This window comes from Shewanella sp. GD04112 (assembly GCF_029835735.1).
Classification (GTDB): domain Bacteria; phylum Pseudomonadota; class Gammaproteobacteria; order Enterobacterales; family Shewanellaceae; genus Shewanella.
In genome coordinates, this window is the sequence record NZ_JAOEAL010000001.1 from 3,498,154 (window position 1) to 3,524,150 (window position 25,997).

The 25,997-nt window shown below is 47.7% G+C and carries 21 protein-coding genes and 1 riboswitch; of the genes, 11 read left to right on the top strand and 10 right to left on the bottom strand.

Annotated elements, in window-relative coordinates; genetic code table 11:
* Positions 1 to 15: 15 nt before the first annotated feature.
* The 3 genes from N7386_RS15445 (at position 16) to N7386_RS15455 (ending at position 2,308) form a co-directional block, all read left to right on the top strand.
* Positions 16 to 453 (top strand): nucleoside deaminase, encoded by a 438-nt coding sequence (locus N7386_RS15445; RefSeq protein WP_086903337.1) that lies wholly within the window; start codon positions 16 to 18, stop codon positions 451 to 453.
* Positions 454 to 597: 144 nt separating this feature from the next.
* Positions 598 to 1,842: a DUF418 domain-containing protein gene (locus N7386_RS15450; RefSeq protein WP_167373578.1), complete on the top strand. Its 1,245-nt coding sequence runs from the start codon at positions 598 to 600 to the stop codon at positions 1,840 to 1,842.
* Positions 1,820 to 2,308, top strand: a complete 489-nt coding sequence (locus N7386_RS15455; RefSeq protein WP_279769534.1) for a DUF1294 domain-containing protein — start codon at positions 1,820 to 1,822, stop codon at positions 2,306 to 2,308. The genes N7386_RS15450 and N7386_RS15455 overlap by 23 nt, the downstream gene beginning before the upstream one ends.
* An 8-nt stretch (positions 2,309 to 2,316) precedes the next feature.
* On the opposite strand, the gene N7386_RS15460 is transcribed toward N7386_RS15455, so the two are convergent.
* Positions 2,317 to 2,925, bottom strand: coding sequence for a TetR/AcrR family transcriptional regulator (locus N7386_RS15460; protein WP_279769536.1), 609 nt, complete (start codon positions 2,923 to 2,925; stop codon positions 2,317 to 2,319).
* 249 nt (positions 2,926 to 3,174) lie between these two features.
* Here N7386_RS15460 and N7386_RS15465 point away from each other — a divergent pair, with 249 nt between their 5' ends.
* Positions 3,175 to 3,654 carry an HPP family protein gene (locus N7386_RS15465; protein WP_279769538.1) on the top strand — a complete coding sequence of 160 codons (480 nt, stop codon included), beginning with the start codon at positions 3,175 to 3,177 and terminating at the stop codon, positions 3,652 to 3,654.
* Positions 3,655 to 3,784: 130 nt separating this feature from the next.
* Here N7386_RS15465 and N7386_RS15470 read toward each other — a convergent pair whose 3' ends face one another.
* The gene (locus N7386_RS15470; RefSeq protein ID WP_133180974.1) at positions 3,785 to 5,113 is read right to left on the bottom strand and encodes a short-chain fatty acid transporter; all 1,329 of its coding nucleotides are present in this window, start codon (positions 5,111 to 5,113) and stop codon (positions 3,785 to 3,787) included.
* Positions 5,114 to 5,334: 221 nt separating this feature from the next.
* On the opposite strand from N7386_RS15470, the gene N7386_RS15475 reads away from it, so the two are divergent.
* Positions 5,335 to 5,805, top strand: coding sequence for an FKBP-type peptidyl-prolyl cis-trans isomerase (locus tag N7386_RS15475; RefSeq protein WP_086903332.1), 471 nt, complete (start codon positions 5,335 to 5,337; stop codon positions 5,803 to 5,805).
* A gap of 67 nt (positions 5,806 to 5,872) precedes the next feature.
* Here the strand turns inward: N7386_RS15475 and N7386_RS15480 are convergent, their stop codons facing one another.
* The gene (locus tag N7386_RS15480; protein ID WP_279769541.1) at positions 5,873 to 8,479 is read right to left on the bottom strand and encodes a glycosyl hydrolase family 18 protein; all 2,607 of its coding nucleotides are present in this window, start codon (positions 8,477 to 8,479) and stop codon (positions 5,873 to 5,875) included.
* A 108-nt stretch (positions 8,480 to 8,587) separates the two neighbouring features.
* Positions 8,588 to 8,676, bottom strand: a riboswitch (cyclic di-GMP riboswitch).
* Positions 8,677 to 9,154: 478 nt separating this feature from the next.
* Complete coding sequence (locus N7386_RS15485; protein ID WP_126511677.1) at positions 9,155 to 9,946, bottom strand: ROK family protein; 792 nt, start codon at positions 9,944 to 9,946, stop codon at positions 9,155 to 9,157.
* A gap of 362 nt (positions 9,947 to 10,308) precedes the next feature.
* On the opposite strand from N7386_RS15485, the gene N7386_RS15490 reads away from it, so the two are divergent.
* Positions 10,309 to 12,126 (top strand): aminopeptidase P family protein, encoded by a 1,818-nt coding sequence (locus tag N7386_RS15490; RefSeq protein ID WP_279769544.1) that lies wholly within the window; start codon positions 10,309 to 10,311, stop codon positions 12,124 to 12,126.
* A 147-nt stretch (positions 12,127 to 12,273) separates the two neighbouring features.
* Here the strand turns inward: N7386_RS15490 and N7386_RS15495 are convergent, their stop codons facing one another.
* Positions 12,274 to 13,362, bottom strand: coding sequence for a porin (locus tag N7386_RS15495; protein ID WP_279769546.1), 1,089 nt, complete (start codon positions 13,360 to 13,362; stop codon positions 12,274 to 12,276).
* Positions 13,363 to 13,705: 343 nt separating this feature from the next.
* Positions 13,706 to 15,574, bottom strand: a complete 1,869-nt coding sequence (locus N7386_RS15500) for a methyl-accepting chemotaxis protein (RefSeq protein WP_279769548.1) — start codon at positions 15,572 to 15,574, stop codon at positions 13,706 to 13,708.
* A gap of 864 nt (positions 15,575 to 16,438) precedes the next feature.
* On the opposite strand from N7386_RS15500, the gene N7386_RS15505 reads away from it, so the two are divergent.
* Positions 16,439 to 18,007: a PAS domain-containing methyl-accepting chemotaxis protein gene (locus N7386_RS15505; RefSeq protein ID WP_279769549.1), complete on the top strand. Its 1,569-nt coding sequence runs from the start codon at positions 16,439 to 16,441 to the stop codon at positions 18,005 to 18,007.
* Between the two features lie 307 nt (positions 18,008 to 18,314).
* Entirely contained in the window at positions 18,315 to 19,616 is a 1,302-nt protein-coding gene (locus N7386_RS15510; protein ID WP_279769550.1) for a DEAD/DEAH box helicase, read from the top strand.
* Positions 19,617 to 19,719: 103 nt separating this feature from the next.
* Here the strand turns inward: N7386_RS15510 and N7386_RS15515 are convergent, their stop codons facing one another.
* Positions 19,720 to 21,015 (bottom strand): DUF1254 domain-containing protein, encoded by a 1,296-nt coding sequence (locus N7386_RS15515; protein WP_126511680.1) that lies wholly within the window; start codon positions 21,013 to 21,015, stop codon positions 19,720 to 19,722.
* Between the two features lie 218 nt (positions 21,016 to 21,233).
* Positions 21,234 to 22,124 carry a hypothetical protein gene (locus tag N7386_RS15520; protein ID WP_279769552.1) on the bottom strand — a complete coding sequence of 297 codons (891 nt, stop codon included), beginning with the start codon at positions 22,122 to 22,124 and terminating at the stop codon, positions 21,234 to 21,236.
* 359 nt (positions 22,125 to 22,483) lie between these two features.
* Between N7386_RS15520 and N7386_RS15525 the strand changes: the two genes are divergently transcribed.
* The 3 genes from N7386_RS15525 (at position 22,484) to N7386_RS15535 (ending at position 24,763) form a co-directional block, all read left to right on the top strand.
* Complete coding sequence (locus N7386_RS15525; protein ID WP_089067281.1) at positions 22,484 to 23,131, top strand: peroxiredoxin-like family protein; 648 nt, start codon at positions 22,484 to 22,486, stop codon at positions 23,129 to 23,131.
* 128 nt (positions 23,132 to 23,259) lie between these two features.
* Positions 23,260 to 23,895 carry a DUF2913 family protein gene (locus N7386_RS15530; RefSeq protein ID WP_126511683.1) on the top strand — a complete coding sequence of 212 codons (636 nt, stop codon included), beginning with the start codon at positions 23,260 to 23,262 and terminating at the stop codon, positions 23,893 to 23,895.
* Positions 23,896 to 24,013: 118 nt separating this feature from the next.
* Positions 24,014 to 24,763 carry a transporter substrate-binding domain-containing protein gene (locus N7386_RS15535; protein WP_279769555.1) on the top strand — a complete coding sequence of 250 codons (750 nt, stop codon included), beginning with the start codon at positions 24,014 to 24,016 and terminating at the stop codon, positions 24,761 to 24,763.
* 99 nt (positions 24,764 to 24,862) lie between these two features.
* Here the strand turns inward: N7386_RS15535 and N7386_RS15540 are convergent, their stop codons facing one another.
* Together N7386_RS15540 and N7386_RS15545 are read right to left on the bottom strand one after the other, a co-directional pair.
* Positions 24,863 to 25,171 (bottom strand): ribbon-helix-helix domain-containing protein, encoded by a 309-nt coding sequence (locus N7386_RS15540; RefSeq protein ID WP_086903349.1) that lies wholly within the window; start codon positions 25,169 to 25,171, stop codon positions 24,863 to 24,865.
* Positions 25,172 to 25,298: 127 nt separating this feature from the next.
* Positions 25,299 to 25,859: a DJ-1/PfpI family protein gene (locus N7386_RS15545; RefSeq protein ID WP_089067279.1), complete on the bottom strand. Its 561-nt coding sequence runs from the start codon at positions 25,857 to 25,859 to the stop codon at positions 25,299 to 25,301.
* Positions 25,860 to 25,997 lie beyond the last annotated feature (138 nt).

Below are 25,997 nucleotides of genomic sequence, written 5' to 3' on the forward strand. Positions count from 1 at the left end.
AGACAGGGGATCGAAATGGATGAATTTTTACAGGCCGCCATTGATGAGGCCAAACAAGGATTAGCCGAAGGCGGGATCCCCATTGGCTCAGTATTAGTGATCGACGGGAAAATTGTCGCCCGCGGCCATAACAAACGCGTGCAGCAAGGTAGCGCCGTGCTGCATGCCGAAATGGATTGCCTCGAAAATGCTGGCAGACTAACCGCCGCCGATTATCAAAAGGCCACACTCTATTCGACTCTCTCCCCCTGCGATATGTGCAGCGGCGCGATACTACTCTACGGCATCCCTAAAGTGGTGGTCGGTGAAAATATCACCTTTCAAGGGCCAGAAGCCTATGTGCAGTCCCGCGGTGTAGAAGTGACTGTGGTAGACAATCACGAGTGCAAACAGTTAATGCGCGATTTTATCGCCGCCAAGCCACAGCTATGGAACGAAGATATTGGCGAATAGCCAATATCTTCCGAAGCGGTTCACGCGCCTAACGCTTTATGTCGTTGAGTGTTCTTTGGTTTGAGCGCCTGTTAAGCTAGCGCCTTGTATTATCAACTCAATCTCGCCGAGCTGACTCGGTTAATTTTTTCCAATAGCAAAAGGATGCCTGCTATCAAACCTATCACTCAAGCTGCCCAGGATCCTTGGGGAAATCCCGTCGATGCGACTCACACGCCCCATCAGCCTATCCCAACTGAACGTAATGCCAACCTCGATGCCATACGTGGGCTAGCGGTATTGGGAATATTTTTTATGAATATCTATTTTATGGGGATAAGCTTTTATGGCTATGCGCCCCATCAAATCCCATTACTCTCAGATCAAGTGCAAGAAGCCTTTAGCAATTTCTTTATTGAAGGGCGCTTTATCAGCTTGTTTTCCATCTTATTTGGCGTTGGGCTTTATATTCAGTACCAACGATTTAGCGATAAAGGCTTAGCGGCCTATTCGCTGCTGCGCTCACGCTTGAAATGGTTGATTGTCTTTGGCCTGATCCACGGCATCATTATCTGGCCCGGTGATATTTTACTGACCTATGGGATCAGCGGTTTTTTAGCACTCTGCTACCGAGATGCCAGCATCGCCGAGTTAAAACGTAAGGCCAATATTTTTATTTTCAGTTCGTTAGTGGTTATCTGCTTAATCAGCATCATGGGCAGTGACGAACTCTTTACCCGCGAATCGCCCTTATTCGCCGAGCAATACAGCGCTTGGACAGCGAGTTACCCTAATCAACTGCTGCTGCATGTCATGCAGGTCGGCTACATGGCGCTGGTCATTCCCTTCACGCTAATGTGGTTCACGGGTGGGTTGATGCTGCTCGGTATGGCGCTCTATCGCCAGGGTAGCTTCAAGCAGGGATTTGAGCGAAACACCTTAATCAAGCTGGTTTTAGCCAGCTTAGTACTCTCAGCGCTAGATACCCTGCTGGGATTAACTCAAAACCCAATACTGGTGATGTTTTCGGACATCATAGTCATGCTAAGCGCTATCCCTACCGCACTGATTTACATCCATATACTGGTTAAAATCTGCCAAAATCGCTCGGCGGTGCTAAAGCCTTTGCAAAATGTCGGCAAACTCGCCTTTAGCCTGTATATATTGCAATCCATTGTCGGTGTGTTTATCTTTCGACACTTTGCCCCCGAGTTACTATTAACCCTCGATAGGGGTGGTTATATGGCGATAGCGCTGGGTTACTCGCTGCTACAATTGCTACTGGCAAGCTTGTATTTACGCTACTTTCACCAAGGGCCACTCGAAAAACTCTGGCGCCAGCTCGCCTTTAAGTCCATCAACGCTAGTAGCCATTTGAACTCGAACAATGAACAACAAAAGAGCCAATAAAACGCCGTCCGCTCCAGTACATGAACGAAGAGCGACTCAAAGAAGAGTGACTCAATCTAGAGCCACTGAATCAAGAGCGGCTAAGACTAGAGCCACGCGCTCGCGTCAGAGTTCGATGCCTTTGTTATTAGCGCTCGTTTTTCTGGCGATGCTAATCGGCGCAGCTTGGTGGCACATGCTGCCCCTCGCGATTGTGGGTTTATATCTGCTGCTGAGTTTATCCACCTTTATCGCCTACGCCTTCGACAAATCGGCGGCGCGTAAAGGCCGCTGGCGCACCAAGGAAAGCACCCTGCATTTAATGTCTCTCCTCGGTGGGTGGCCCGGCGCACTGTTTGCCCAGCAGCTACTACGGCATAAATCGGTCAAAGCCGCCTTTCGCCAACTGTTTTGGCTCACGGTCGTGACCAACTTAGCCCTGCTGGGTTATGGGATCCAAACGGGTTTCATGGACAGATTGATTTAACCGTCACCCTAATTCGTTTCTATTTCAATCAATTGCTCGACAACTTTTAATGCCTGCATGGCGGCACCTGTGTCGCCGCGCAGCTGCGCCGACACTATGGCGCCTTCCTTCAATAGGCATAGGGTATCGACAAGATAAGCCGCTTTTGCCTCGGACAAGCCCAAGGCCGCCACTTGCTGACCCATTAAATCTGCCACCCGCTGTTTATGCTCGGCGCACAAACGATGCACGGGATGGCTGGCATCGGTAAATTCGGCACTCACATTGATAAAAAAACAGCCCCGAAACTCACACAGCTGCGGCACTCTTTGATTAAACCAGTCATCGAGCGCCATAAATAACGCGCGGATCCCCGCCTTGCCCACCTCGGCCATCTGCACTCGCTCGCTTAACCATTGATAAAACACTTGATCGCGGTACTGCACCACAGCTTCGACCAACTCATCCTTACTGGCAAAATGATGGTACAAGGTTTTTTTGGCAATCGCCGACTCCTGCAAAATTTGGTTAATACCTACCCCATGTACGCTCTGAAAATAAAACAGTTTAAATGCAGTGCTGATGAGCTGTTGACGTTTATCTAAGGGCATATCTGACAACACTTCGGGTTGCGGCATATCGCCTTCCTCTGCAATTAGGATTTAAACGTATCATCTCACAGGTAGACAACTCAGTCTACTCATGCAATGATATCAAGTAGACAGATTGGTCTACCCATTAAAGATTCAACACAATTAAGTGCATCGCGGCCACTGGGATCGAGTCAACGGACAACCCAACACTGCCCCCCAAGCCGCAGCCATTGATATTCACCACATAAACCACAGCCCTTGCGCGATAGCCAAGTTGGGCTCAAAGGACACACAATGAAAGTGATAAGCCAACAGCAATTAAAACCGGCACTGCTCGCAGGCATAGGAGCCATGTTATGTATCAGTGCCTTAGCAAGCTTGGAGCAAATGAGTTCGCACCTGTTGTGGCTGATGGCCCCCTTTGGCGCCACTATGGTGATTTTATTTGCCCTTCCCGATAGCCCATTGGCGCAGCCAAGAAACATTGTCTGCGGCCACCTACTGACCAGTCTGATGGGACTTATCATCCTCCACAGTGTGGGCGTCTCGCCGCTGAGTTTAGGGTTGGCCGTAGGAGCGGGAATCGCATTGATGATGCTGACCCACACAGTGCATCCTCCCGCTGGAGCAAACCCGCTAGTTATTATGCTGACCGCGCAAGGGTGGGACTTTTTATATTCGCCGGTCGCCAGTGGTCTAGTGCTGATCCTATCCTTTGGCTGGCTGTATCATAATCTGCTGTGTCGACGCCCCTATCCGCAGAAATGGTTTTAAGCTGCGTCAACACACTAAAACCTTAACTTGATAACGCATTTAGGCGTGAAGTGGCTAAAAAAGAGAAAAAGAAGAAGATAAAAATAAAGGGCAAGTTGATTGCCCTTTATCAAAACTGCTCACTTTGATCTTAAAACCAGCTGAGGGCGATACTGATAATCACCCCGGTTATCAGCAACTGCATTAAACAGAACCCCATGATATCCCTCGCCTTTAATCCGGCGATCGCTAGCACTGGCAGCGCCCAGAAAGGCTGAATAAGATTGGTCCACGCATCACCCCAAGCCACTGCCATAGCGACCCGTGCTACATCGGCGCCCAAGGCTTCGGCCGCAGGCAACATAATCGGCGCCTGCACCGCCCATTGTCCGCCCCCCGAAGGCACGAAAATATTCACAATCCCTGCACTGATAAAGCTCCAAAATGGCAGACTTTCGGCGCTGGCGATGGCCACAAAACCTTCGGAAATACTCTGGGCTAACCCCGATTGCACCATCACCGCCATAATGCCGGCGTAAAAAGGAAACTGGATGACGATACCCGCGCCGCCTTTAATGGCCTCGTTGAGACTCAGTAATAAACTGCGTGGCGTTTGATGTAGCACTATGGCGAGGAATAAAAATAAGAAATTGACTAGGTTAAGGTTTAAGCTGCCGCCCTGCACCGCAAAGTAATAGCCTAAGTAAACGAGTCCCGCGCCGCCGACACTCCAACCAAGCAAGCGACTGTTTTCTAATTTATCCGCAGGACGAGTCGTATTGGCCGTTAACTGTACCGCTTTATCGTCTGCGCCTCCATCCTCAAGCGCCTTAGGGTCGACATAAATGCTGTCTTTGTCTTCGGGCAACATAAAGCGGTTCACCAATGGCATAACCACAAATAAAATCAGCACTAACAGCAGGTTAAAGCTAGCGAAGATGGTCTCGCTGGTGGGGATAATACCGATTTGTGATTCAGAGAAATGCCCCGCAGTGGCAATAGTTAACGGAATAGAGCCCGCTAGGCCGCCGTGCCAAACCACAAATCCCGAGTAAGCACTGGCGACCAATAAACGGTAATCCACACGTACTTTACGCGCTAAGGCCTTAGCGAATAAGGCGCCGACCACTAAACCAAATCCCCAGTTAATCCAACTGGCGGCGAGGGAAACCAAGGTCACTAAGATAATGGCCTGAGGCGCCGACTTGGCAAATCCTGCGATGCCATCGAGTAATTTCTTAATCGGTGGCGAGCTGGCGAGCATAAATCCCGCCACCAGCACTAATAGCATCTGCATCGAAAAACTCAGCAGCGCCCAAAAGCCATCGCCCCAGTAATTGATGACTTCGAGTGGGGTTTTCTGCTCGGCTACCACGGCCGAAATCAGCACCACTAAGGTTAAGAGCAAGACAAAGATATAAGGATCGGGTAAATATCGGTCGACGAGCTTGACCAGAGGTTTTGCCGCTTTGGTTAACATAAGACTGTCCTTGTTTATTCTTCTTATCTGTTTTTATTGAGTTTTTGTAGAGTCTAATGTCACAGGTTAAGCGATCTCTAAAACGGGATAAAGCCTTTAACCATTTTAAAAAAGTGAGAAAATGTAACGCGAATCATCCAACACCGCGCCAAATCGAGGCGCTAGCCACTTCGGCTAAAAAACTGATAACATGACCAAAATTGACTGAGGTGCTCCTTAAAATGAAAATGTTACTTGCCGTTGTTGTGATTGCTGGGGTGATTTTTTACTTCTTTACCTCGATGAATAACCAAAAAGCGGCCCAAGAAAATATCCGTTTAGGTAATGAGTTTTTAGCGCAAAACAAAACCCAAGAAGGGGTGAAAACCACCGTCTCTGGGTTGCAATATCAAGTGTTACAGCAAGGCACTGGCACAGTTCATCCTAAGGCGAGTGATACAGTGACAGTGCATTACCACGGCACCTTAATTGATGGCACAGTGTTCGATAGCTCGGTCGAGCGCGGCGAACCCATAGCCTTCCCACTCAATCGTGTGATTAAAGGTTGGACTGAAGGCGTGCAACTGATGGTCGAGGGCGACAAGTATCGCTTCTTTATTCCTAGCGAACTGGCCTATGGCAACCGCAGCACAGGCAAAATTGGCGGCGGTTCGGTACTGATTTTTGATGTTGAGCTGCTGAAGATAAATTAATCTTACGCTGTATTCCTTAATAAAAAGCCCTGCATTGCAGGGCTTTTTTGTCTTTAATCCCTATCGACTAAGGGCAAGACGCCGCGCCAATATCCGTCCATACTGCTGCGACACCGGGGACATCACCCTTAGTCCAGTATTTGGCTTGCCACTGACGACCGTTATAGCTAGTCGTTGCTCCGCCGTTGTAGGCAACGCCCGCATCCCAGCCTAACTCAACCTGACTCAACAATTGCCATTGGTCGGCGGTTCTTGAAGGTGTGTTACCTTGAGTCCAGTATTTCGCCTTCCAAACCAGTTGGTTATAACTCACTGTATCACCTGTGTTGTAAATGCTTGTCGCATTCCAAGCGGGATAGTTGGCCGCATTGGGGTCAGTTGCGTCACATTGACCGCCCGTCGCCTTAGGCGTCACGGTTAAGGTCAAGGCAGCACTGGCATCTAAGGCGCCATCGGAGACTAATACACTCAAACTGTATTGGGTCGACTGAGTAACAGCTGGCGCCGTCACCACCAATGTGGCAGTGTTTTGTCCACTCGCCGCTACGCCGCTTGGCACTGTCCATGCGTAGGTGAGGCTGTCGCCATCGGCATCGGTCGCCGTCGCATTGATGCTCACCGATTGCCCCGCTTCAAGCGTTACAGTCGCAGGCACAGTCACCACTGGCGCTTGGTTTGCCGTCTCGGCCTTATGGGTGAGAGTCACAGTGTCGGTTGAAGATAATCCCTCAGGATCTGTGACTCGCAGGCTAAACACATACACCACATCCGACGCCGTCGCGCTCAGTTGCACCATAGCATTGGCCATATCCGCATTACTGATACTTAAGCTTGGGCCAGAGACTTGGCTCCATTGATAACTCAAGGCGCCGTTTTCAGGATCCCGCGACGCGCTGCCGTTTAGCGTGACATCCGCTGTACCGGTTACCGTGATATCCGCTCCCGCGTTGGCAATCGGCGCTTTATTCGCTGGTGGCGTTGTGCCCTCGCCATGACCTAGACCTTCGTGCATGGCATTGAGAATGTCGCCATTATCGGCATCAATTTCCCAGGCGAACAGACCACCGAGCTGATTGGCCAGCACGTATTGACCCTTGGCTTTAACAGAACGAGCATCGTCGAAGGTAATTAAATCACCCGTAGATGCATTAAAGACAGATGGTGCTTCAGCGGTTTCATCATAGGCATAGCTCCAACCTGCGCCCATATAATCCTTGGCGATCTGGCGATAATCCACTACGCCCGCTTCCCAAGTGCCCTTCACTTTGCCCGTTGCAGTGCCCGTGAAAGGATTGTTACCGCTATAGCCATTGACCCCAGTCCAGCCGCGGCCGTACATAGCAGCGCCGACCACAATCTTACCCGGGGTCACCCCTTGAGAGAGCAGGGCTTTTACGCCTTTGTCCGTGGTGTATCGGGTATTAGGATCCCAGCTAGCCTCATAGAGATTGGTTTGATGCCCCAGCTCAGTGTTGGTCCAGCCGCCGTTAAAGTCGTAACTCATCAGGAAGATGTAATCCATATATTGCTGCGCCGCCTGATAATCGACCTTAGCAATCTTATCGCCGCCCGCACTGATGGCCGACGTCAGCTCATAGGTGCGTCCGGTTTCGGCGCTGAGCTCATCGAGCATCGCCCGCAATTCACGCATCAGGGTGACATAGGTTTGTCCGTCATTGGCATTACCTAAGCTTGGGTTAGCACCACTGCCGCCGGGGAATTCCCAGTCGATATCGACACCATCGAAGAACTTCCAAGTTTGTAAAAACTCCTTCACTGAGGCGACAAAGGTGTCGCGCTTGGTTTTATCCCCTAAAAAGTAGAAGGGATCTGAGAGCGTCCAGCCACCAACGGAGGGGAGGATCTTCAGATCGGGATAGGCTTGTTTTAACGCCATCAATTGGCCGAAGTTGCCTTTGTAGGGATCGGAATACTCACTCACACCCGCCTGCGGCATTTGCACCGCTGCCCAAGGGTCGTGGATCGCCACTTTAAAATCGGCACGGCCAGCACAGGCGCGCTGCAACGCCTCAAAGCTGCCTTCGATTTCCTTTAAGCTGTCGTTGATGCCATTGCCGCCACAAATCGGGGTAAAGCCATATAAAATATGGGTTAAGTTTTGTGCAGGGATCTTATCAACGGGGAACTTACGCCCATAAACACCCCACTCCACAAAGTAACTTCCCACCACTTTGCCGGATTTATTCGCATAGGGACGATTGTTTTCCTTCAAAGACGCATTGAGTGGCAGTAAATGACTGCCATCAGTATCGGCGACTAAGATTTCCCTCGCATCACTGGCACTGCAACCTTCGTTATTACAAAGCTGCACGCGCATTTGATAGCGCCCGCCCTTATTGACCTTGAAATTGGCCGTACCCGCCGCACTCGATGGACCTTCCCATGCCACATTTCCGTTGAGTAACACCTGCGCCTTATTGCCGATATCGCCGTTATACAAGTTCCACGTCACCGACACATCGGCGGCATCTTTAACCGTCACTAATTGGTTATAGGCTGAGGCAGCTTGATTCACCTCGATAATGGCAAACTTGGTTTCCCCCCAACCTAAAGTCGGTTTACCGGGGAGCGCAGCAAAGGCTTGAAAACTGGCAACGGATGCCAGCACCGAGGCCACCAACATCGCCGAGGTGGAGATTTGAGTCTTAAACATGAGATTTCCCTATTGAGTAAGTTATGCATCAATAAGGCAAACAAAGCGTAGACAGGAAACAACACTCTTAAAACCATGTGCGTACAACGGCAGCATGAAGAAACAACCTGTGGTATCCCCGCTATCATAGGTACAAACGAACCCTTAGACCGGAGGCTTTGCGTCCCAATCTTTCGATTGGTTTGCCTTTATCACTAATGACAACGCTGTCATTACGTTAATTAGCATATGCCGCTATAGCGTTAAATTGCAACTAAATATTAATAAACGGGCCGTTGCACCGATTACCAACACAGGATTCGCTTAAAGGAAAAGTAAAACCATTGAGTGCAAAAAATGAGCAATGAATTGTATTTAAAAGGATTGCTTAAGCTATGGCTCCTATCATCGACTCGTATCGCCAATAGGGAAGACAATAAAAATAAATCGAAAGTCTTAAGAAAGCGGTTTGCAAGACGCAACTTGATAACTCGTGCAAACAAAAATGCGGTCATCGAACCAGGTGATATGCAGAGTGCACTGCAAACACACAAATCCGATGGCCGCATGCTGTTGTTCTCGACCTAATCTGAACCAATATCTGAATCAATATCAGCGTCAGTAAGCCAAGATTGATAGCCTGAACGAACTTATCACGCCTCAATCTTGACCAATTCGCACCTCAATCGAAAGCCGTTAGGCGGCGTCCTTCGAGTAATCCCTAGCCAAGATCACCGATAAGCCACGACAGACTAAGGTCTCCATATCATCGACACGATTAATCTTCATTTCGGCTAACGGTGCACTGAGAGCCATGCGTCTTAAACTATCCAGACAACCCTTGTAGTACGGCGCGCTGTTCATCATGCCGCCCGCTAACCAAATCCGATTAGGATTAAACAGATTGACCGCCCACGCTAACCCCATCCCCAGATAAGTTCCGGCGAGATATAAATCATCGGCGGTGGAAATCTTACGGCTGCGGATAGAATCGCCGCTGGCGAGCTGTTCGAGACTAAACTCCCCCGCCTCCGTCATCACTCGGCAATGCCCAAGCTCCCCCGCCACTCCCGTAGCCCCCGTAAAAGCCTTGCCGCTCAACGCGATCGACATGCCAATCCCAGTGCCACACATGACTAACAACTCACAGGCATATTTTTCATCACAGGTTGCCTGCATACCGGCGTCGATATCATTGCAGATAAACTTAAGTTCACCTTGGGTTTTCAAGGTTTCAAAGCTTAGCCCATTGAGACCAGGTAGAGATTTACAGGACACCAAACGATTCTGTTGTACGAGTCCAGGTACAGCGATCGCTAACTGGTAATGCTGTAAATCATAATCCCGTTCCAGCGCCGCGATTTGATCATTTAAATCTTCAATTTTAAAGCCTTCACCCGTGGGGATTTTATATTGTTCTGTATGCCCCTTGAGTTGAAGTTCGAACAGGGCTTTGCTACCGCCCACGTCTATTGTTAATGTTTGCATCGCCAACTCCACTGATACATGTGCTCCCCTCTGACCCCGAGCGGAGATGGCGAATGTTAGCATAATGGGTAAATATTAGCGATTGAATAAAACTTAAGTAGCTAATTTGTAAGAATTAGTCGGAAGAACTGAGTGATAAAGATAACATTTCAATTTGGAAATTAGTTTAAGATCACAACCCTTGTTACCGCAAAGTGATGCCGAAAAAACAAAATTGTATACAAAATCCTTTATTCCATCCCCTTGCATCTTAAGCGTAGAGCTTGCGATAATCGCCGCCAATTCGCATCCTTTTCGCCAGCATTACGCATTATAATTTTGGCCGCCTACGTCAGCCGCCAATGCCAATATTTGGAGCCCCTATGTCGTTACCATCGTCATCACAATCCCTACAACCGAATAAGATTGCTAACCGTCTTGCCGCCATTCGTAGTGAACTCACCAGTGCCAATTTAGATGCCTTTATCATCCCGCGCGCGGACGAGTACTTAGGCGAATATGTGCCTGAGCATAACGAGCGTCTGTACTGGGCAACGGATTTTACTGGCTCAGCGGGCATGGCCATTGTCTTAAAAGACAAAGCCGCCATCTTTACCGATGGTCGTTATACGGTGCAAGTGCGTCTGCAAGTGGATGCAAATCTCTTTAGTTATGAAAGCCTGACTGACACACCACAAATCGAATGGCTATGCGATACGCTTGCAGCTGGTTCACGTGTGGGCTTCGATGCCCGTTTACACACCTTAGCTTGGTTTGAAAACGCCAAAGCCACGTTAGCAAAAGCCCAAATTGAACTGGTTGCCGTCGAACAGAATCCGATTGATAAGCACTGGCAAAATCGACCTGCACCGTCGAGCGCAGCTATCACGTTATTTAGTAATGAGAGCGCGGGTAAAACCAGCCTGCAAAAACGCACCGAGATTGGCGCACTAGTCAAAAAAGCCGGCGCCGATGTCGCGCTGATCGCCGCTTTAGACTCCTTCTGCTGGCTGCTCAATATCCGAGGTAATGACGTACCGCGTCTGCCTGTCGTGCTCGGCTGCGCGCTACTTCACGCCAATGGCGATATGCAACTGTTTACCGATTTAAGCAAACTCCCTGAAGGCATTGAGGAACACGTTGGAGCGGGTGTGAGCTTTAAGAGCGAAGCTTCGCTTGCCGATACCTTGGCAAGCTTACAGGGCGTGAAACTGCTCGCCGATCCAAATTCTGCCAACGCTTGGGCACAAAATATCGCCCGCGATGCAGGCGCCAAGTTAATTGCCGGAATTGACCCGGTCTCCCTGCCTAAAGCACAGAAAAATGCCGCCGAATTAGCGGGCATGCGCGCCAGCCATATCCGTGATGGTGTGGCCGTGAGTCGTTTCCTTGCTTGGCTCGATGCCGAGGTCGCGGCCAATCGTCTGCACGATGAAGCAACCCTCGCCGACAAATTAGAAAGCTTCCGCCTCGAAGTTCCACAGTATCGCGAACCCAGTTTCGATACCATTTCCGCCGCTGGCGCTAATGCGGCCATGTGCCACTACAACCATAACAATGGCACGCCTGCCATGATGACGATGAACAGCATTTACCTTGTGGATTCTGGCGCTCAGTATCTGGACGGCACCACGGATGTCACCCGTACCATAGCCATTGGTAACGTGACCGATGAACAGAAGAAAATGGTCACCTTGGTATTAAAAGGCCATATCGCCTTAGATCAGGCCCGCTATCCGAAAGGCACCACAGGGCAACAACTCGATGCCTTCGCCCGTCAATATCTGTGGCAACATGGATTTGATTACGACCACGGCACAGGCCACGGTGTTGGCCATTTCCTCAGCGTGCACGAAGGTCCGCAGCGCATCGGTAAAAACCTCAATGCCATCGCCTTAATGCCTGGCATGGTGTTATCCAACGAGCCAGGTTATTACCGCGCCGACAGTTTTGGGATCCGTTTAGAAAACCTAGTGGTAGTGCAACACTGCGAAGCCTTAAAGGGCGCAGAGCGTGAAATGTATGAATTCGATGCCTTAACGCTGATCCCAATGGATGCTCGCCTTATTGATAAGAGCCTGTTAACCCAAGGCGAAATCGACTGGTTTAATGCTTACCATCAGAAAGTGTTTAACACCTTATCGCCATTAATGTCGGGTAGTGAGCTTGAGTGGCTGACAAAGGCAACAAAAGCCATTTAATCAAAGCCCTAAAATAAAGGCGTGCATTCAAATGCACGCCTTATCCCTCGCCTTTACAGTCCATCTTTAGATATATGCCGTTTTCCCAAAGCGCTAACGACACTTTGCTTAATGATTGCTTAGTGATTTTGAATAAACCACTAACCATCAAATCTTCCAATTCAAATCAAAGTCATAGCGAACACCCAAGGCAAAAATGGTGTCATCTTCACGTTCATCGTTGTTTTGTTGCAGGCATTCTAGATGCAAGCGCACATTGCTCGCCGCTTGCCATTCTAAGGTGAGGTTATAGCCGTCATAATCCAGACTCGTACTATCCTCTATCCCATCTTTAAACCAAAAGTAGCCTAGCTTCAGCTTATAGGCATTACCAAATGGGATAGCTAACGCACTATCAAAGGTGCTGCCAGTGCGGTTATCACCCATATCGAACTTGTATTCCTTATTTTGATAACCCACAGCGGCATAAATACCATTATTAAACTCGTAGGAGATAACCCCGCCTGTGAGCTGCTCCTCCCCCGTTTTCACCTCACCGGTATAAGTATCCTGCTGCAAATATGCGATACCAAAATGAACGCCATACTTATCAAAGCCTGCACCGACATTCACCGCATCTGCACCGCTGCCACCCGCATTACCATCAAAAATACCAGATGCCATGATAGTGACAGGTTGGAATTTCACTTCGTATATCAGTGCATTATTAACAAAGAAAGGACTTTCTTGATTGTAACCAAATGGACTATTAGCGTTATTAAACACATCAATATATTCAGCCACTAACGTATATTGTACTGGGCGTTGACGGCCAAAAGTTAACTGACCATAGGGAGAGGCTATCCCCGCAAAGGCGAGGCGGGCCTCACCAAATCGCCCATTATCGTCGAGACGAATTTTCCATTCGCCGCGGGCAATGGCACGCCAATTAGGCGCAAATTCGGTTTCTGCTTTTACGCCCAAACGCGAAAGCGCATCACCGATGTCCCATTGGTCGTCCGACTTGTCTTGGTATTCTAAGGTGGGGCGAAGGGAACCATAGAGGGAAAACTGGCTATTACTCAAGGAGGACTGCATTGCCTGGCTAGATTGCTGGGTCGATTTTGCCTGTTGCTCCAATTCCTTAACCCTTTGCTCAAGCTGTTGCAATCGTTCAGCTTCTTCCGTGGTTTGAGCATAAACCTGCATAGTGACTGGAAGCAGACTAACTAATAGTAACTGTACGATTCTACTCATGATGAGTGCCTTCCTATATTCATATTTTCCGTCCCGAAGACGGGATAAAATCATGATTGATAGACTCAAGCGACCCGAAGTTGCGAACCTCTGGGGTTCATGAATGCTTCACTTCAAGGAACATCAATGACCAACTCAATTTAGGCAAAACACCAAGTCCAACACTCAGGTGCAGCCCATCATGCCAAAGCATTCAATGGCACCGTATAGAACGTCCTTATGTGAAATGATTCCATGTAAAACGGCCATATGTAGAACGGCACTATTAAAAAACATCGCTCACCAACAGACCACAGCGAGTCGCAGCCGCTCTTAGTTGCAAGCTAAAAGATTGGCAATCACGCTACACAATGAATTTGTTCAGAATCGTATCTTGCTCTTTGATGTACTTAGTTTGCGTATGCATCGCTGTGTTAGCATTGACCGCGACATTCGACACCTGCACAGATAAATCTTTAATTCTAATGGTGTTGTTATTAATTTCCTCGGCAACCAAGCTTTGTTCTTCGGCTGCGGAGGCAATCTGCAAATTCATATCGCTGATCTGCATGATGGCTTCACGAATTTTATCCAACGCCGTATTGGCGTCCTGTGCACGAATTACGGCATCTTTGGCATTATCTTTACTTTGACTCATCACATCGGTCACCGCACGGGCGCCTGCCTGAAGCTGCTCTATCATAGAGCGAATTTGCGTTGTCGATTGCTGAGTCCTTTGAGCGAGTGTTCGCACTTCGTCGGCGACCACCGCAAAACCACGGCCAGAATCCCCCGCCCTTGCCGCTTCAATCGCCGCGTTTAAGGCCAATAAGTTCGTTTGGTCAGCAATGTCATTAATCACTTTCAAAATAGTGGCAATGTTATCCGTTGCAGCGCCCAATGCGTTGACTTCAGACACCGCCATGTCGATTCTCGATGATAGGGCATTAATCGCATCGGTGGTTTCACTGACCACTTTTGATCCCACACCCGTTGCCTCATCCGCCTCTTTAGCCGCAGAAGAAGCACCTTGAGCATTACGGGCAACATCGGATGAAGTCGTTGCCATTTCGTGCATTGCGGTTGCAAGCTGTTCGAGTTCATGTAGTTGTGAGTTCATCGCATCCGTAGATTGCTGTAACTCTAATGAGGTTATTTCGGAGCTTTTATGGATTTCTTGTCCAATGGACTTAGATTCAATAATTAATTGCTGCAAATTATTCGTAAAGGTATTAAACCCAATCGCCAAAGATGAAAACTCTGCATCGGTTTTGGTATTTAAGCGTTTAGTTAAATCACCTTCACCCGAAGCAACATCTTGAATGGCATTATTTAATGTCTGTAATGGCCGCATTAAACTCGTTATTAAAAACAGCAATACTGTGATACTGATAATTAAGGCGACCACAGAATAAAAAATTGAACTATTACGTAAGTTCGTCACCGCAGCATAGGCAATAGCCTCATCTAAGATAACACCGACATACCAATCTTCCCCTGATACTCGAGAGAATCCAAGGGTATAGTTTTTACCATCGAGAGTGACTTTTTGTGGACGCTCCATCACCTTGATATTGGGCAAAAAATCACTCATTGGTAAACCATTTCGTTTTGCATCGGGATGCGCGATAGTGGTTCCATCGCCAGAAATAATAAATACATAGCCCGCATTAAATAGCTCAACTTCATTCACAAGCTTTGCTAAACCAGCAAGGCTAACATCATAAAAAATAGCGCCAATAAACGCGCCCTTATCCTTGACCGGGGTAGCGATGGAGACAAGTATCTCCCCTGATGCAGAATCGGCATAAGGCGCTGTAATAATCAACTTGTCAGATTGTTTTGCGTCCGTATACCAAGGGCGAACTCTAGGGTTCCAACCAGCTCCGGGGTCCCAAGTCGGGTCATTATTAATATTGCTACCGTCTTTTTCGTAACCAAAGCCGACAAGTAAAAAGGTGTTTTTAACAACAGGAAGGTTAATGACCGACGATATGTGTTCAGGCTCGAGGTCTTGCTCGATTAAACTCGTGGTATAGGCGGCAATTTTTTTACGGGCTTCAATTTCAGAGGACACAGTATTACGAACGCCGTCAACAATTTCGGTGACGCTCGTTTCAAGCTGCGACTTCATTTCTTTTTGAATGGTAAAATATTGGGTTGTCGTTAATAAAGCGACCGTCAATAACAATAGCACTGAGGATGCTGCAACAATCTTATGACTGAACTTCATTTTATTTCCTATTGAATACTTAACCCATTTCAACCGAATAACATTTAATCGCCAAAATAAAACTCAAGACGAATAAATACAACCAAATTAATTTGGTGAATATACTATCGTTTAAATAGAATTAAATTATGTATAATTTGGCTCATTATTTGAGTTCATTCTTATTCTCAAAAGCCTATTAAATTTATTTAATAGGTATAGTCATCATTTCGTATGAAAGCCAGTTTCGGCCTGTTTTTTTAGCGAACATATTAGCCCTTAAACTCAGAGGTGAATCGTTAGCAAGAGGGCTGCTCTGTCACCATTCAATGATTATTTTCGGCTCAATATATCGGCCCTAGTTCTGGCTCACCTTTTTCGTGCAATTCAAAGAAACTAAGCGTATGAATTTTTTGGGCTTAAGTTCGTTCTTATGTGAACGACCATTTGCTAGGTAAGTCGAAGGCATATGGATTGGCCATGTCGAGCATCGAGTTCACAATTGCACTTAGTTATGTAGCATCCGTTTTCACCCCTTGTGCTGCTTCCACAAGATAAGAGATTGAAGTGATGACGGCCAATCTTTAGGTAACAGGTCAAGTTTTAAGGTAATCACACAAGTATCGATAGCGGATAAAACACAAAATCAACCATTAAACAGGATAAAAAATCGTTTTCTTTAAGATAAAAACACTAATGTTTGCAAAACCTTATAAAAGCAATAAAACATTACTTTTGTTGCGGGTAAAGCGAAAAACCGCTCTCCAATAACCACACAAAAATGATACCATTATCACATAATAAGCCGACTCCAATGAGAGCTGGCACCCGTTTTACCAGTTACATTTACCCCAAAGTCGTATCGGCCCTGAATGGACACACTAAATGAGCCAGAGTAACCCTAGCCGCAGTAAAACCAGTCAACTCCACAGTAACGCACAAGAAGTCCGCCTCACACCACATGACGAATTGATTTCCACAACGGATACCCGTGGGATCATTACCTATGTTAATCAACGTTTTGCAGAAGTATCAGGTTATAGTGTCGAAGAATTAATTGGCTATCCCCACAACAAAGTGCGTCACCCAGATATGCCTAGTGACGCCTTTAAAGAGATGTGGGAAAAGCTGAAATCCGGCCAATCCTGGCGAGGCATAGTCAAAAATCGCTGTAAAAATGGTGATTATTATTGGGTCGATGCCTTTGTTTCTCCCCTGTTTGAGAATGGGACTATCATAGGTTATCAGTCGGTGCGTATTCAGCCGCAGGCGGCCTATGTCAGTAAAGCCACGGAGATCTACCGCAGGCTAATACAAAATAAACCCATCCCTAAACCACTCAGCTTAATGCAAAAACGTTTTGTCTCCGCAGTCGTCGCTACCACAGGTTTACTGATTGCAGGTTACTTTTGGGGTTGGGGCGTGATTTTCGCAGGGGCGGTTTTGATGAGCCTCAATCTGGCCATTTTCTACGACGAGGCCTTTCGCATTCCAGCCAAATTGATTGAAATGCAGGAGAAATATGACTCTATCAGCCGCTATATCTACTCGGGCGCAGATACCTCATCGATTCTCGATTTCCAATTGATCCTATTGCAAGCCAAGATGAACGGCGTACTTGGACGCACTCAAGATCAGGCTCATCAGTTGCACGCCATTGCCGATCAGCTGGTGGTGACCACTGAGCAAACCTATGTCAGTTTAGATCAAGAGAAAAACCAGCTTGAGCAACTCGCCAGTGCAATGGAAGAAATGAGCTCGACCATTGCCGAAGTCGCGCAAAATACTCAGCTGACCTCGACCAGTATCAACACCGCCTATGATCTCTGTCTCAAAAGCAGCGCCAATATGAAGGCCAACACCCAAAAAGTTGAGCAATTAGCCAAATCCGTCGCCGATGCGGCCAATAATGCCCATCAACTCAATCAAGAAGCCGAGCGGGTTGCCAGTGCCATGGGTGAGATTGACTCGATTGCCGAGCAAACTAACCTGCTCGCCCTCAATGCGGCCATAGAAGCCGCTAGAGCGGGTGAACAAGGGCGCGGCTTTGCGGTGGTAGCTGATGAAGTACGCGCGCTTTCGAGCCGTACCCAGTTATCAACTAACAGTATTTCCCAGAGCGTCGACAAAATGTTCAGCATGCTAAATGCTTGGGCGAAGGAGATGGAGCAAAGTCGTCAACATGCCGAGTTGTGTGCTAACGATATTCAAACTTCCGCCGAGAACGTCAACACCATTTACCAAGAGGTAAGTGAGATCCACACCTTCGCCCAGCAAAACGCGGTGGCCGCCGATCAGCAGCGCCAAGTGGTGCATGAAATCACTAACAACATTCACTCCATCACCCAAACCAGTAGCGAAAACCTCGCCGCCACCCATCAAATTGGTGATGCCGCCAATCACCTCAAACAAAACGCCGAAAAGGCGCTCGGTCTACGCCGCGCCTTTGGTTAATATGCCTATCGCACCATTGTCGATACAGACAATGGTGCGAGACGCTCTCCTCAGCCTTTCCAACGCCTTTATCCATATCAAAACCTACTAACACTGCCCCATAAAAGCCCAAAAGGTTAAAAAGTACAGGTTTTAACCGAAAATTTTGCTATACTCCGCGCCCGCCATTTTTATGCTCACCGTGCAGTAAAATACTGGATGGGGAAATGCGTAACCAAGCGCATGATGGTTTGACTCAGGTGTTAAAGTGATTGCATTCGAGTCAAGGCGTTTGAGTGATTGAATAAGTGAACAACAGGAATCCAAAATGAGATTTGAATCTTTTAGTTTTTGCCCCGAGATTTTACGCGCTATCTCAGATTGCGGTTATCAAAAAATGACACCTATTCAGCAGCAAGCGATCCCCGCCATCCGCCGCGGGCAAGATGTGCTCGCCAGCGCGCAAACGGGCACAGGTAAAACGGCGGCATTCGCATTACCTATACTGCAAAAGATGGTAGAAAATCCCAGCGAGACTTTAAAATCGAACGCACGGGTATTAATCTTAACGCCGACTCGCGAGCTCGCAGCTCAAGTCGCCGACAATGTTGAAGCCTACAGCAAGTATTTAAATTTCAGCGTGTTAACCATTTACGGCGGTGTAAAGGTTGAGACTCAGGCGCAAAAACTTAAACGCGGTGCCGATATTATTGTCGCGACACCAGGGCGTTTGCTCGAGCACCTTACCGCCTGTAATTTAAGCCTCTCTAGCATCGACTTTTTAGTGCTCGATGAAGCCGACCGTATGTTAGACATGGGCTTTAATGCGGATATTCAAAAAATCCTCCAAGCGGTGAATAAGAAGCGTCAAAACCTATTGTTCTCGGCCACCTTCTCGAGTGCGGTGAAAAAACTGGCCAACGACATGATGGTCAAGCCTCAAGTCATCAGCGCCGACAAGCAAAACACCACCGCAGATACCGTGAGCCAAGTGGTGTATCCGGTTGAGCAGCGCCGTAAGCGTGAACTCTTATCCGAACTAATTGGCAAGAAGAACTGGCAACAAGTGTTGGTCTTTACCGCGACGCGCGATGCGGCCGACACCTTAGTGAAAGAATTGAATTTAGACGGCATTCCCTCTGAAGTCGTCCATGGTGAAAAGGCGCAAGGTAGCCGTCGCCGCGCATTGCGTGAGTTTATGTCGGGTAAGGTACGCGTCTTAGTCGCGACCGAAGTCGCCGCCCGTGGCTTAGACATTCCAAGCCTTGAGTATGTGGTCAACTTCGACTTACCCTTCCTCGCCGAAGACTATGTGCACCGTATTGGCCGTACCGGCCGCGCGGGTAAATCTGGGGTTGCAATTTCATTTGTGAGCCGTGAAGAAGAGCGCACCTTAGCGGATATTGAAAAGCTTATCGGCCAAAAAATTCGTCGTATTACCGTTCCTGGATACGAAGTTGGTAGCCGCGACTTGCTGTTAAAGCAGCTACAAACCCGCCGCAGTTTTGCCAAGAAACAACAGCGACTCGACAACGTCAGCGAGCAGATCATTGCCGAAAAAAGCATGCAGGGCCGCCGCGTAAAAATGAAAGTTGGCCAAGCCCCAAGCAAGGCAAAAAAGCTGAAATAAACAACTGACATAGGCAACTAAACCTCACCAAGGTGTCTAGTCATAAAAAACAAAAAAGCGTCCCAAAGGACGCTTTTTTATTGAGCCAATAATGGGCTTAAAATTACTTAACAACTTGAATTTTAGGGAACGGATATTTCCCCTCTTGGATGTCTTTATTCGGGCCGTACATCCGCATAATGATGTAAGCGTCCTTCTCCGGGATAGGCAACCAATTACTGTTACTCTCATCCCCCTTAGCACTCAGTTCAATGGTATACATACCATTGGCATCGGGTTTAAGGTTGCGATCACCACGGCTATGACGATTAATTGCGTTGTGTGCCATCAAGCGGTTATCTGAACCATAAACCGTAAATGACCAGAATTGACTCACCTCTGGTGCTTTAAAATGCATCACGTATTTTTTGCCATTTGAACCATTGAGAGATTTACCGTCATCGCCCTTTTCCTCCTTCAGATAAACGGACTCATCGGGTGGCAATCCCCACTGACCAAGATAAGTGCCTTCGGCGAAAAGGTCACGAGCACCATCACTCAACTGCTCACGAGTACCTAATAACTTACCCGCATTGGTCATTTTAGGCGCTAAATCAATAATGTGTTTCATACCTAACTTTTCGCCGACCTTAGCGGCAGCAATTTGGGCGGCCGTGAAGTCTTCCTTACAAGGGGCCAGACCAATATCCTTAAACTGGGCCAACCATTGCTTATCTGCAGTCCCCATATCACCATCGCAGAGCATATAATTGACCCTTTGCAACCAATTAGTCTTCTCTGGATCGAGGTAGGTACGCACCTTAGGTTTAGGACCTGCCACACCAAGATAGGCAGACAAAGTACGGATATTCCAATCATCCATATAATTTAACGCGATTTTCTCATCCTCTTTGCCAACGGCCATAATACGCCCCATCAGCTTGATCAGATTCGAATCCACATAAATCACTTCGTCTACACTCGCGGGGACATCCCCCTTCCATGAGCGGGCTGCAAACATAAAGCGCCCACCTTCATTCCCCCTCAGACGAGAACCAATCATAGAGGTTGTGTAATGGCCCATATCCATCGTATGGAGGATCCAATAGCGTCCTTTATCCATATCGGGCACGCTTACGATCACAGGTTCGGTCGCCACATCCAACCATCCCATTAAGTGCAGGGTATCGTTGTTAATTGTGGGATGCGCGGTGTAAGTATCATCGGCAATATGGCGAATATTTTGGAAACGATTTAGCGGAGTATCGGTTTTAACTGCTGTTTCGTAGAAAAACTTATAGGCTTCATCTATGGAATAACCATAAATAAATGCATCCTGTGCATTTTTATCCGAAATAGATTGTGCAAAAACAACTTGGCTCGTCATGATTGCGGCGAGGGATAACAGTACTTTTTTCATCAACAACTCCTTGTATAGATTGAAAATAGCCAAAAACCCAAACTCATCGTTCAACATCAATAGTGCAGTGCTCTACCGATAAAGATGCCAACAAATATGAGCACATAGGACTCGTGATTCATCCTAAAGCCATTTATGCTCGACCACAAGATTGAATAAGTTGCTCAATTGACAACTCAACTCCAACCGAGTGCTTAACACCCAACATGGCTCAGGCTCTAGGATATAAACAGGCCAAATAACTGTTTAAGCCTGTGCTCATCAATAGGGTTCTCGCCGCGCCAGCTCGCAAGCGGTAAGATGATGTCAGAGCGAATACTGCCCGGATATTTGATATTGCAGATCGCTTCAAATGGCGTAAATGCTTCATAAAGCGGCGCAACATAGGGATTTGGCATAATGCCAAGCTCAGCTAACACCATCAGTTGGCCACGGAAACTGTACTGATTAAATTGAGGAATAATCTTGGCTTTCTTCACCCTTTGCTCGAGTTTTCCGGGTGTTTCATCCAAAGGAGCCTGACGGATAGCCTCAATTAACGCACTGAAGATGGCCACATCCTCGGCACTGGGTTTACAAGGCGATAGCGTACAAAATTCTTGTAATTCTATGAGGTTGTGCGCCCAGCGCTCGTTCCACACACTGCCAGCGTAACAGGAAAAGATTTTTTGCCCTTGCTCAATCCAGTTAACGCGCTTGATGGAACACACGGGACAAATGTCACTATCGGTTGCCATCGAATGTTCTGGTAGCGCCTTCGCAAACAGATAGCTGAGTATTGGCTGACGACCGCGCGGGAAACTTGAAAAACCACATAAATAGGCCGCCAGTACATTTTCGAGGGAAAGATTCGGCTGCTTTAGTATCGCTTTATAGCCGAGCACCACATCATCATGGCTCAGGTTAACTCGGTCGTTGACCGGATAGCCACTCTGTTCAATCAATGCGATTTCAGCATCAGATAGGCCTTGATAGGAGTAGATACAAGTTCCCGTATCGACATCAAACACATCGCCATTATCGATTCTTTGTTGGTAACCATGCTCGTCTTTGCGGTACGACTTTTTAACATAGACTTTCTTTAATGCGTTAAATAATCCCTTATCCATTTACGGCTTTCCTATTGAAAAAATTACCAAATATTACTTCTGCCTTTCAAGGCTGTGGCAATATTACCACTTTCGCGTTCGGCGCCCCACCTTAGTTCACTTGATTAGCGGACTCGATTAGCTCACTCAATTAGCCCACATTATCGGCTCACACCATTGACTCATATGAGACTAAAACGAGCTTTTGGGTGATTGAGCAACATTGCTTTAAAAAACCACGAAATCTGGATACACACTGCAATAAATTGCAACATTCGCCGTTCTTATAACTGTCAACCCCATTCACGGACCAACAAGCGTACAAACCAGAGCCAATCGCTTGAATTGATAGAATAACCCATAACACAGAGAGATTACTTATGCCGTCCCTACTACAGCGCTTTTTACTGACCACCAGCCTACTGCTTGGCAGTTTTACCACGTTAGCTCAACCTATCGCTAAGGATGAATATTCGGTTAGCCCACTGCTCAATGGCGAGCAAATTCCCGCAATCACCTTACAAGATATGAATGGCCAAGGCGTTGACTTAGCAAAATTAACCGCACAAAAACCAACCATTTTCTTCTTTTACCGTGGCGGCTGGTGCCCCTTTTGCAACAACCAAATGGGGCAACTAAAAGCCATTGAACCTAAACTTATCGACATGGGCTTTCAGCTGGTGGGGATTTCCCCTGATACGCCCGCACAGTTAAAGGCATCGGCCGCTAAAAACGAGCTCAAATATCAACTACTTTCCGATGAAAAAATGCAGGCATCGCAAGCCTTTGGTCTTGCCTTTTACACCAGCAAACAAGTCACTGATACTTACCTGAGTCGCTTAAAACTGGATAACCCACTGTGGACAACGCCCGAAGGCGACAAACGCTTAGTTCTGCCTGTTCCGGCAATTTATATCGCTGACACTCAAGGATTAATCCATTTCCAATATGTGAATCCCAACTATAAGGTGAGACCCGCACCTAAGTTGATTCTGACCGCCGCCAGCCTCGTCGGAGCACCAGAATAATCCATCCCCCGTCCAAACAGCCGCTAAGAATCGTTATCGATTTAGCGGCTGCTTTGCTAAACTAGCTTGGCCGCAATCGATACTACACGTTCCATTAGATCAATCCTTTAGCCCGCGGCGGAGCCACAATGAATTCTCAAACCTATAACCAAGCCGTACTCGAACTCGCCCGCGCGGGTCTTGCCGATTTAACCGCCTCAGCCCAAGCTAAAAAAGCCCAACGCACACCTGCGCAGGAGAGTCATTTTCTGTGTAACTGGATGGTTGAGGCGCTCAAAGAAAAGCGTTTCTCGAAACTGGTGGCCGACGATCTCACGGCATGGATCCGTATGGCGCGCAGCCAAGGTGCTGGCGCCGAACTTAAGCGGTTATTGGAAAGAATTGTTCATCAATATCAGAGTGTTGAAAACTCTCACGTGGAGTTAGGTACCGCATTAAACGCTATGATTGCCGAGTTAACACAGCTCGAATGGCTAGTGTTTACTGACACCGAGATTAACACCAAACTCAAGCTGGACGCCGATGGCCAATCAAGCTTAGTAATTGATGTAAAAGAGTTTACTCAACACATCCAAGATAATCAGCTCATCAAGCCGATCAACTTGTATGTTCGCGCCGATGAGCAGCTGTTGACTCAAATCGCCCTCTCCCATGGTTTGCTGATAAGCCAAGGCAATAAAAAGACCAGCCTGATTAAGCACCATAAAACCTATCAAATTTACCCGCAAAATCAGCTGCCGGCCTTGTGCCAACTCTTGGCTTAAGCCTAAAAAGCTGCTTGAATAGGGAAACTGCGCTACGGATAACAAATTTTTCACAATGGCTAGGTAAGATGTAGCGCAGTCACCACGAAGCTCGTTCAACCAAGGAGTGAAGGACAAGATGGGTAAAGGAAGTATTCTCTATCGTTGGCGAGCGCACGCCGTGTTATTACTTCTATTATTTACTCCCCCCTCCTTTGCCCAATTACTCAAGTACAACATCACCGGGTCCTATTCTTGGTATCCCTATTTTATTGCTAACCAGCCCGAAGCCCCTGGCATGGTGTCTGAGTTAATCCCACTGATTTTATCCTTAGCCAATATCGAGGGCGAAAACCTGTCCTTGCCACCGAAACGGACGAACAACGCCCTTGAAACTGGCCAGTTAGACTTTGATGTGGTCAGCCCAAGTTGGTTTGCGGATCAAGACTTTGGCCCCTCGTTCGTTAAATCCGATCCCATTATGCCCATCACAGAATACGTGGTGACCAGACCCGAGAATGTCGAATCCTTTAAGGAAGTCGCTGAAATTAAAGGTAAGCAAATCGGTACCGTCAGGGGATATTTGTACCACGACGACAAAGAGTTTATCCGTGTCGATTTTACCTCGGAACAAGAGCTGATTAAGGCATTGGATAAACACCGCATCACGGCCATTATCGCGGGTAACTATCCCGCCTTATATTGGTCGAACAAGCTTAAGATCCCCGTTGGATTGGCCGCAGTGCATTCCGATGGCGTATTGGTGTTAAGGCTACGTAAGGAGCATGCCGATCTACTGCCCGCACTCAATCACGCGATAGCACAGCTAAAAGCCGATGGAAAAGTGGAACAGATTATCCAGAAATACACCCAAGCCTTTGCCAGCTAAACCGATAAATGCCCATGTTTCCAAGTGTTCACCAGAAAGTGGCTCTGCAATAACGCGGCAAGCTTTGTCTTTTTCAAACAGCAAAGATGAAATGGATAGTTAAGAGGATGCCGCGTTTAGCGCAACCTTAGGTTTTAACACCAAACGCTGCCCCTGATTCAGATGGGTGGTGCAGGCAACCCGCAGCAAAGAGGCAAAGTTAGCCACTTCGCCCTGCCGAGTTAACACTTCACGGTAAATACGGGTTAAAAACACCGCCACACTCAGCTCAGCATCTTCGGCAATCTCTTCAATAATCTGCCAAAAAATCGCCTCGAGCCGCACGCTCGTCACGACCCCATCGATTCGAATGGAGCGGGTTTTGAGTTCAAACAGTTCGGGTTCGGCACCGGAATAGATTTCACACACAATATTACTCCCCAAGCAGCTATTGCGCTTAGCTCCAGCCATTGCGTCATGCTTAAGTCCCAAGTGAATACTTAACTTAAGCCTCTACCCGAACTGTTATGCCATAAATTACGCTAGATGAATATCGTTAATTCAGTAACTTGTTAAACTGCGCCAACCATGCAGGATGCGCAGGCCATGCGGGCGCTGTGACTAACTTGCCATCGGTGATTGCCGCCGTCACCTCAATATCACAGTACTCGGCGCCCGCTTGTTTCACTTCGGGCGCGCAAGCAGGATAGGCAGACACTTTCTTACCGCGTACCACATCGGCCGCCGTCAGTAGCTGCGCGCCATGGCAAATGGCGGCAATGGGTTTATCTTGGGCGGCAAATTCAGCCACCAAGGCAATAACCGCAGGGTTTAGGCGTAAATACTCAGGTGCACGACCACCGGGAAGCAGCAGCGCATCAAAATCACTGGCGTTGGTACCGACAAAATTGCCATTTAGGGCAAATAAGTGCCCTGGTTTTTCGGTATAGGTTTGGTCGCCTTCAAAGTCATGGATTGCCGTTTTAATGGTTTGTCCCGCCACTTTATCAGGGCAGACAACCGTTACGCTGTGCCCCACCATTTGCAGGGCTTGGAACGGTACCATTAACTCATAATCTTCAACAAAATCACCGGCGATGATCAAAATATTGGCCATGAGAAACTCCTTTTATTCGATAAGGGAAAACGCAACATCGGATTTCACTCTACTCCGACCATTAAATTTAGGGTAATAGTGGAATACTACAAATTGGCTCAGCGGTTTCAGGCGTAAAGAATCCACCTTCTGAAGAAG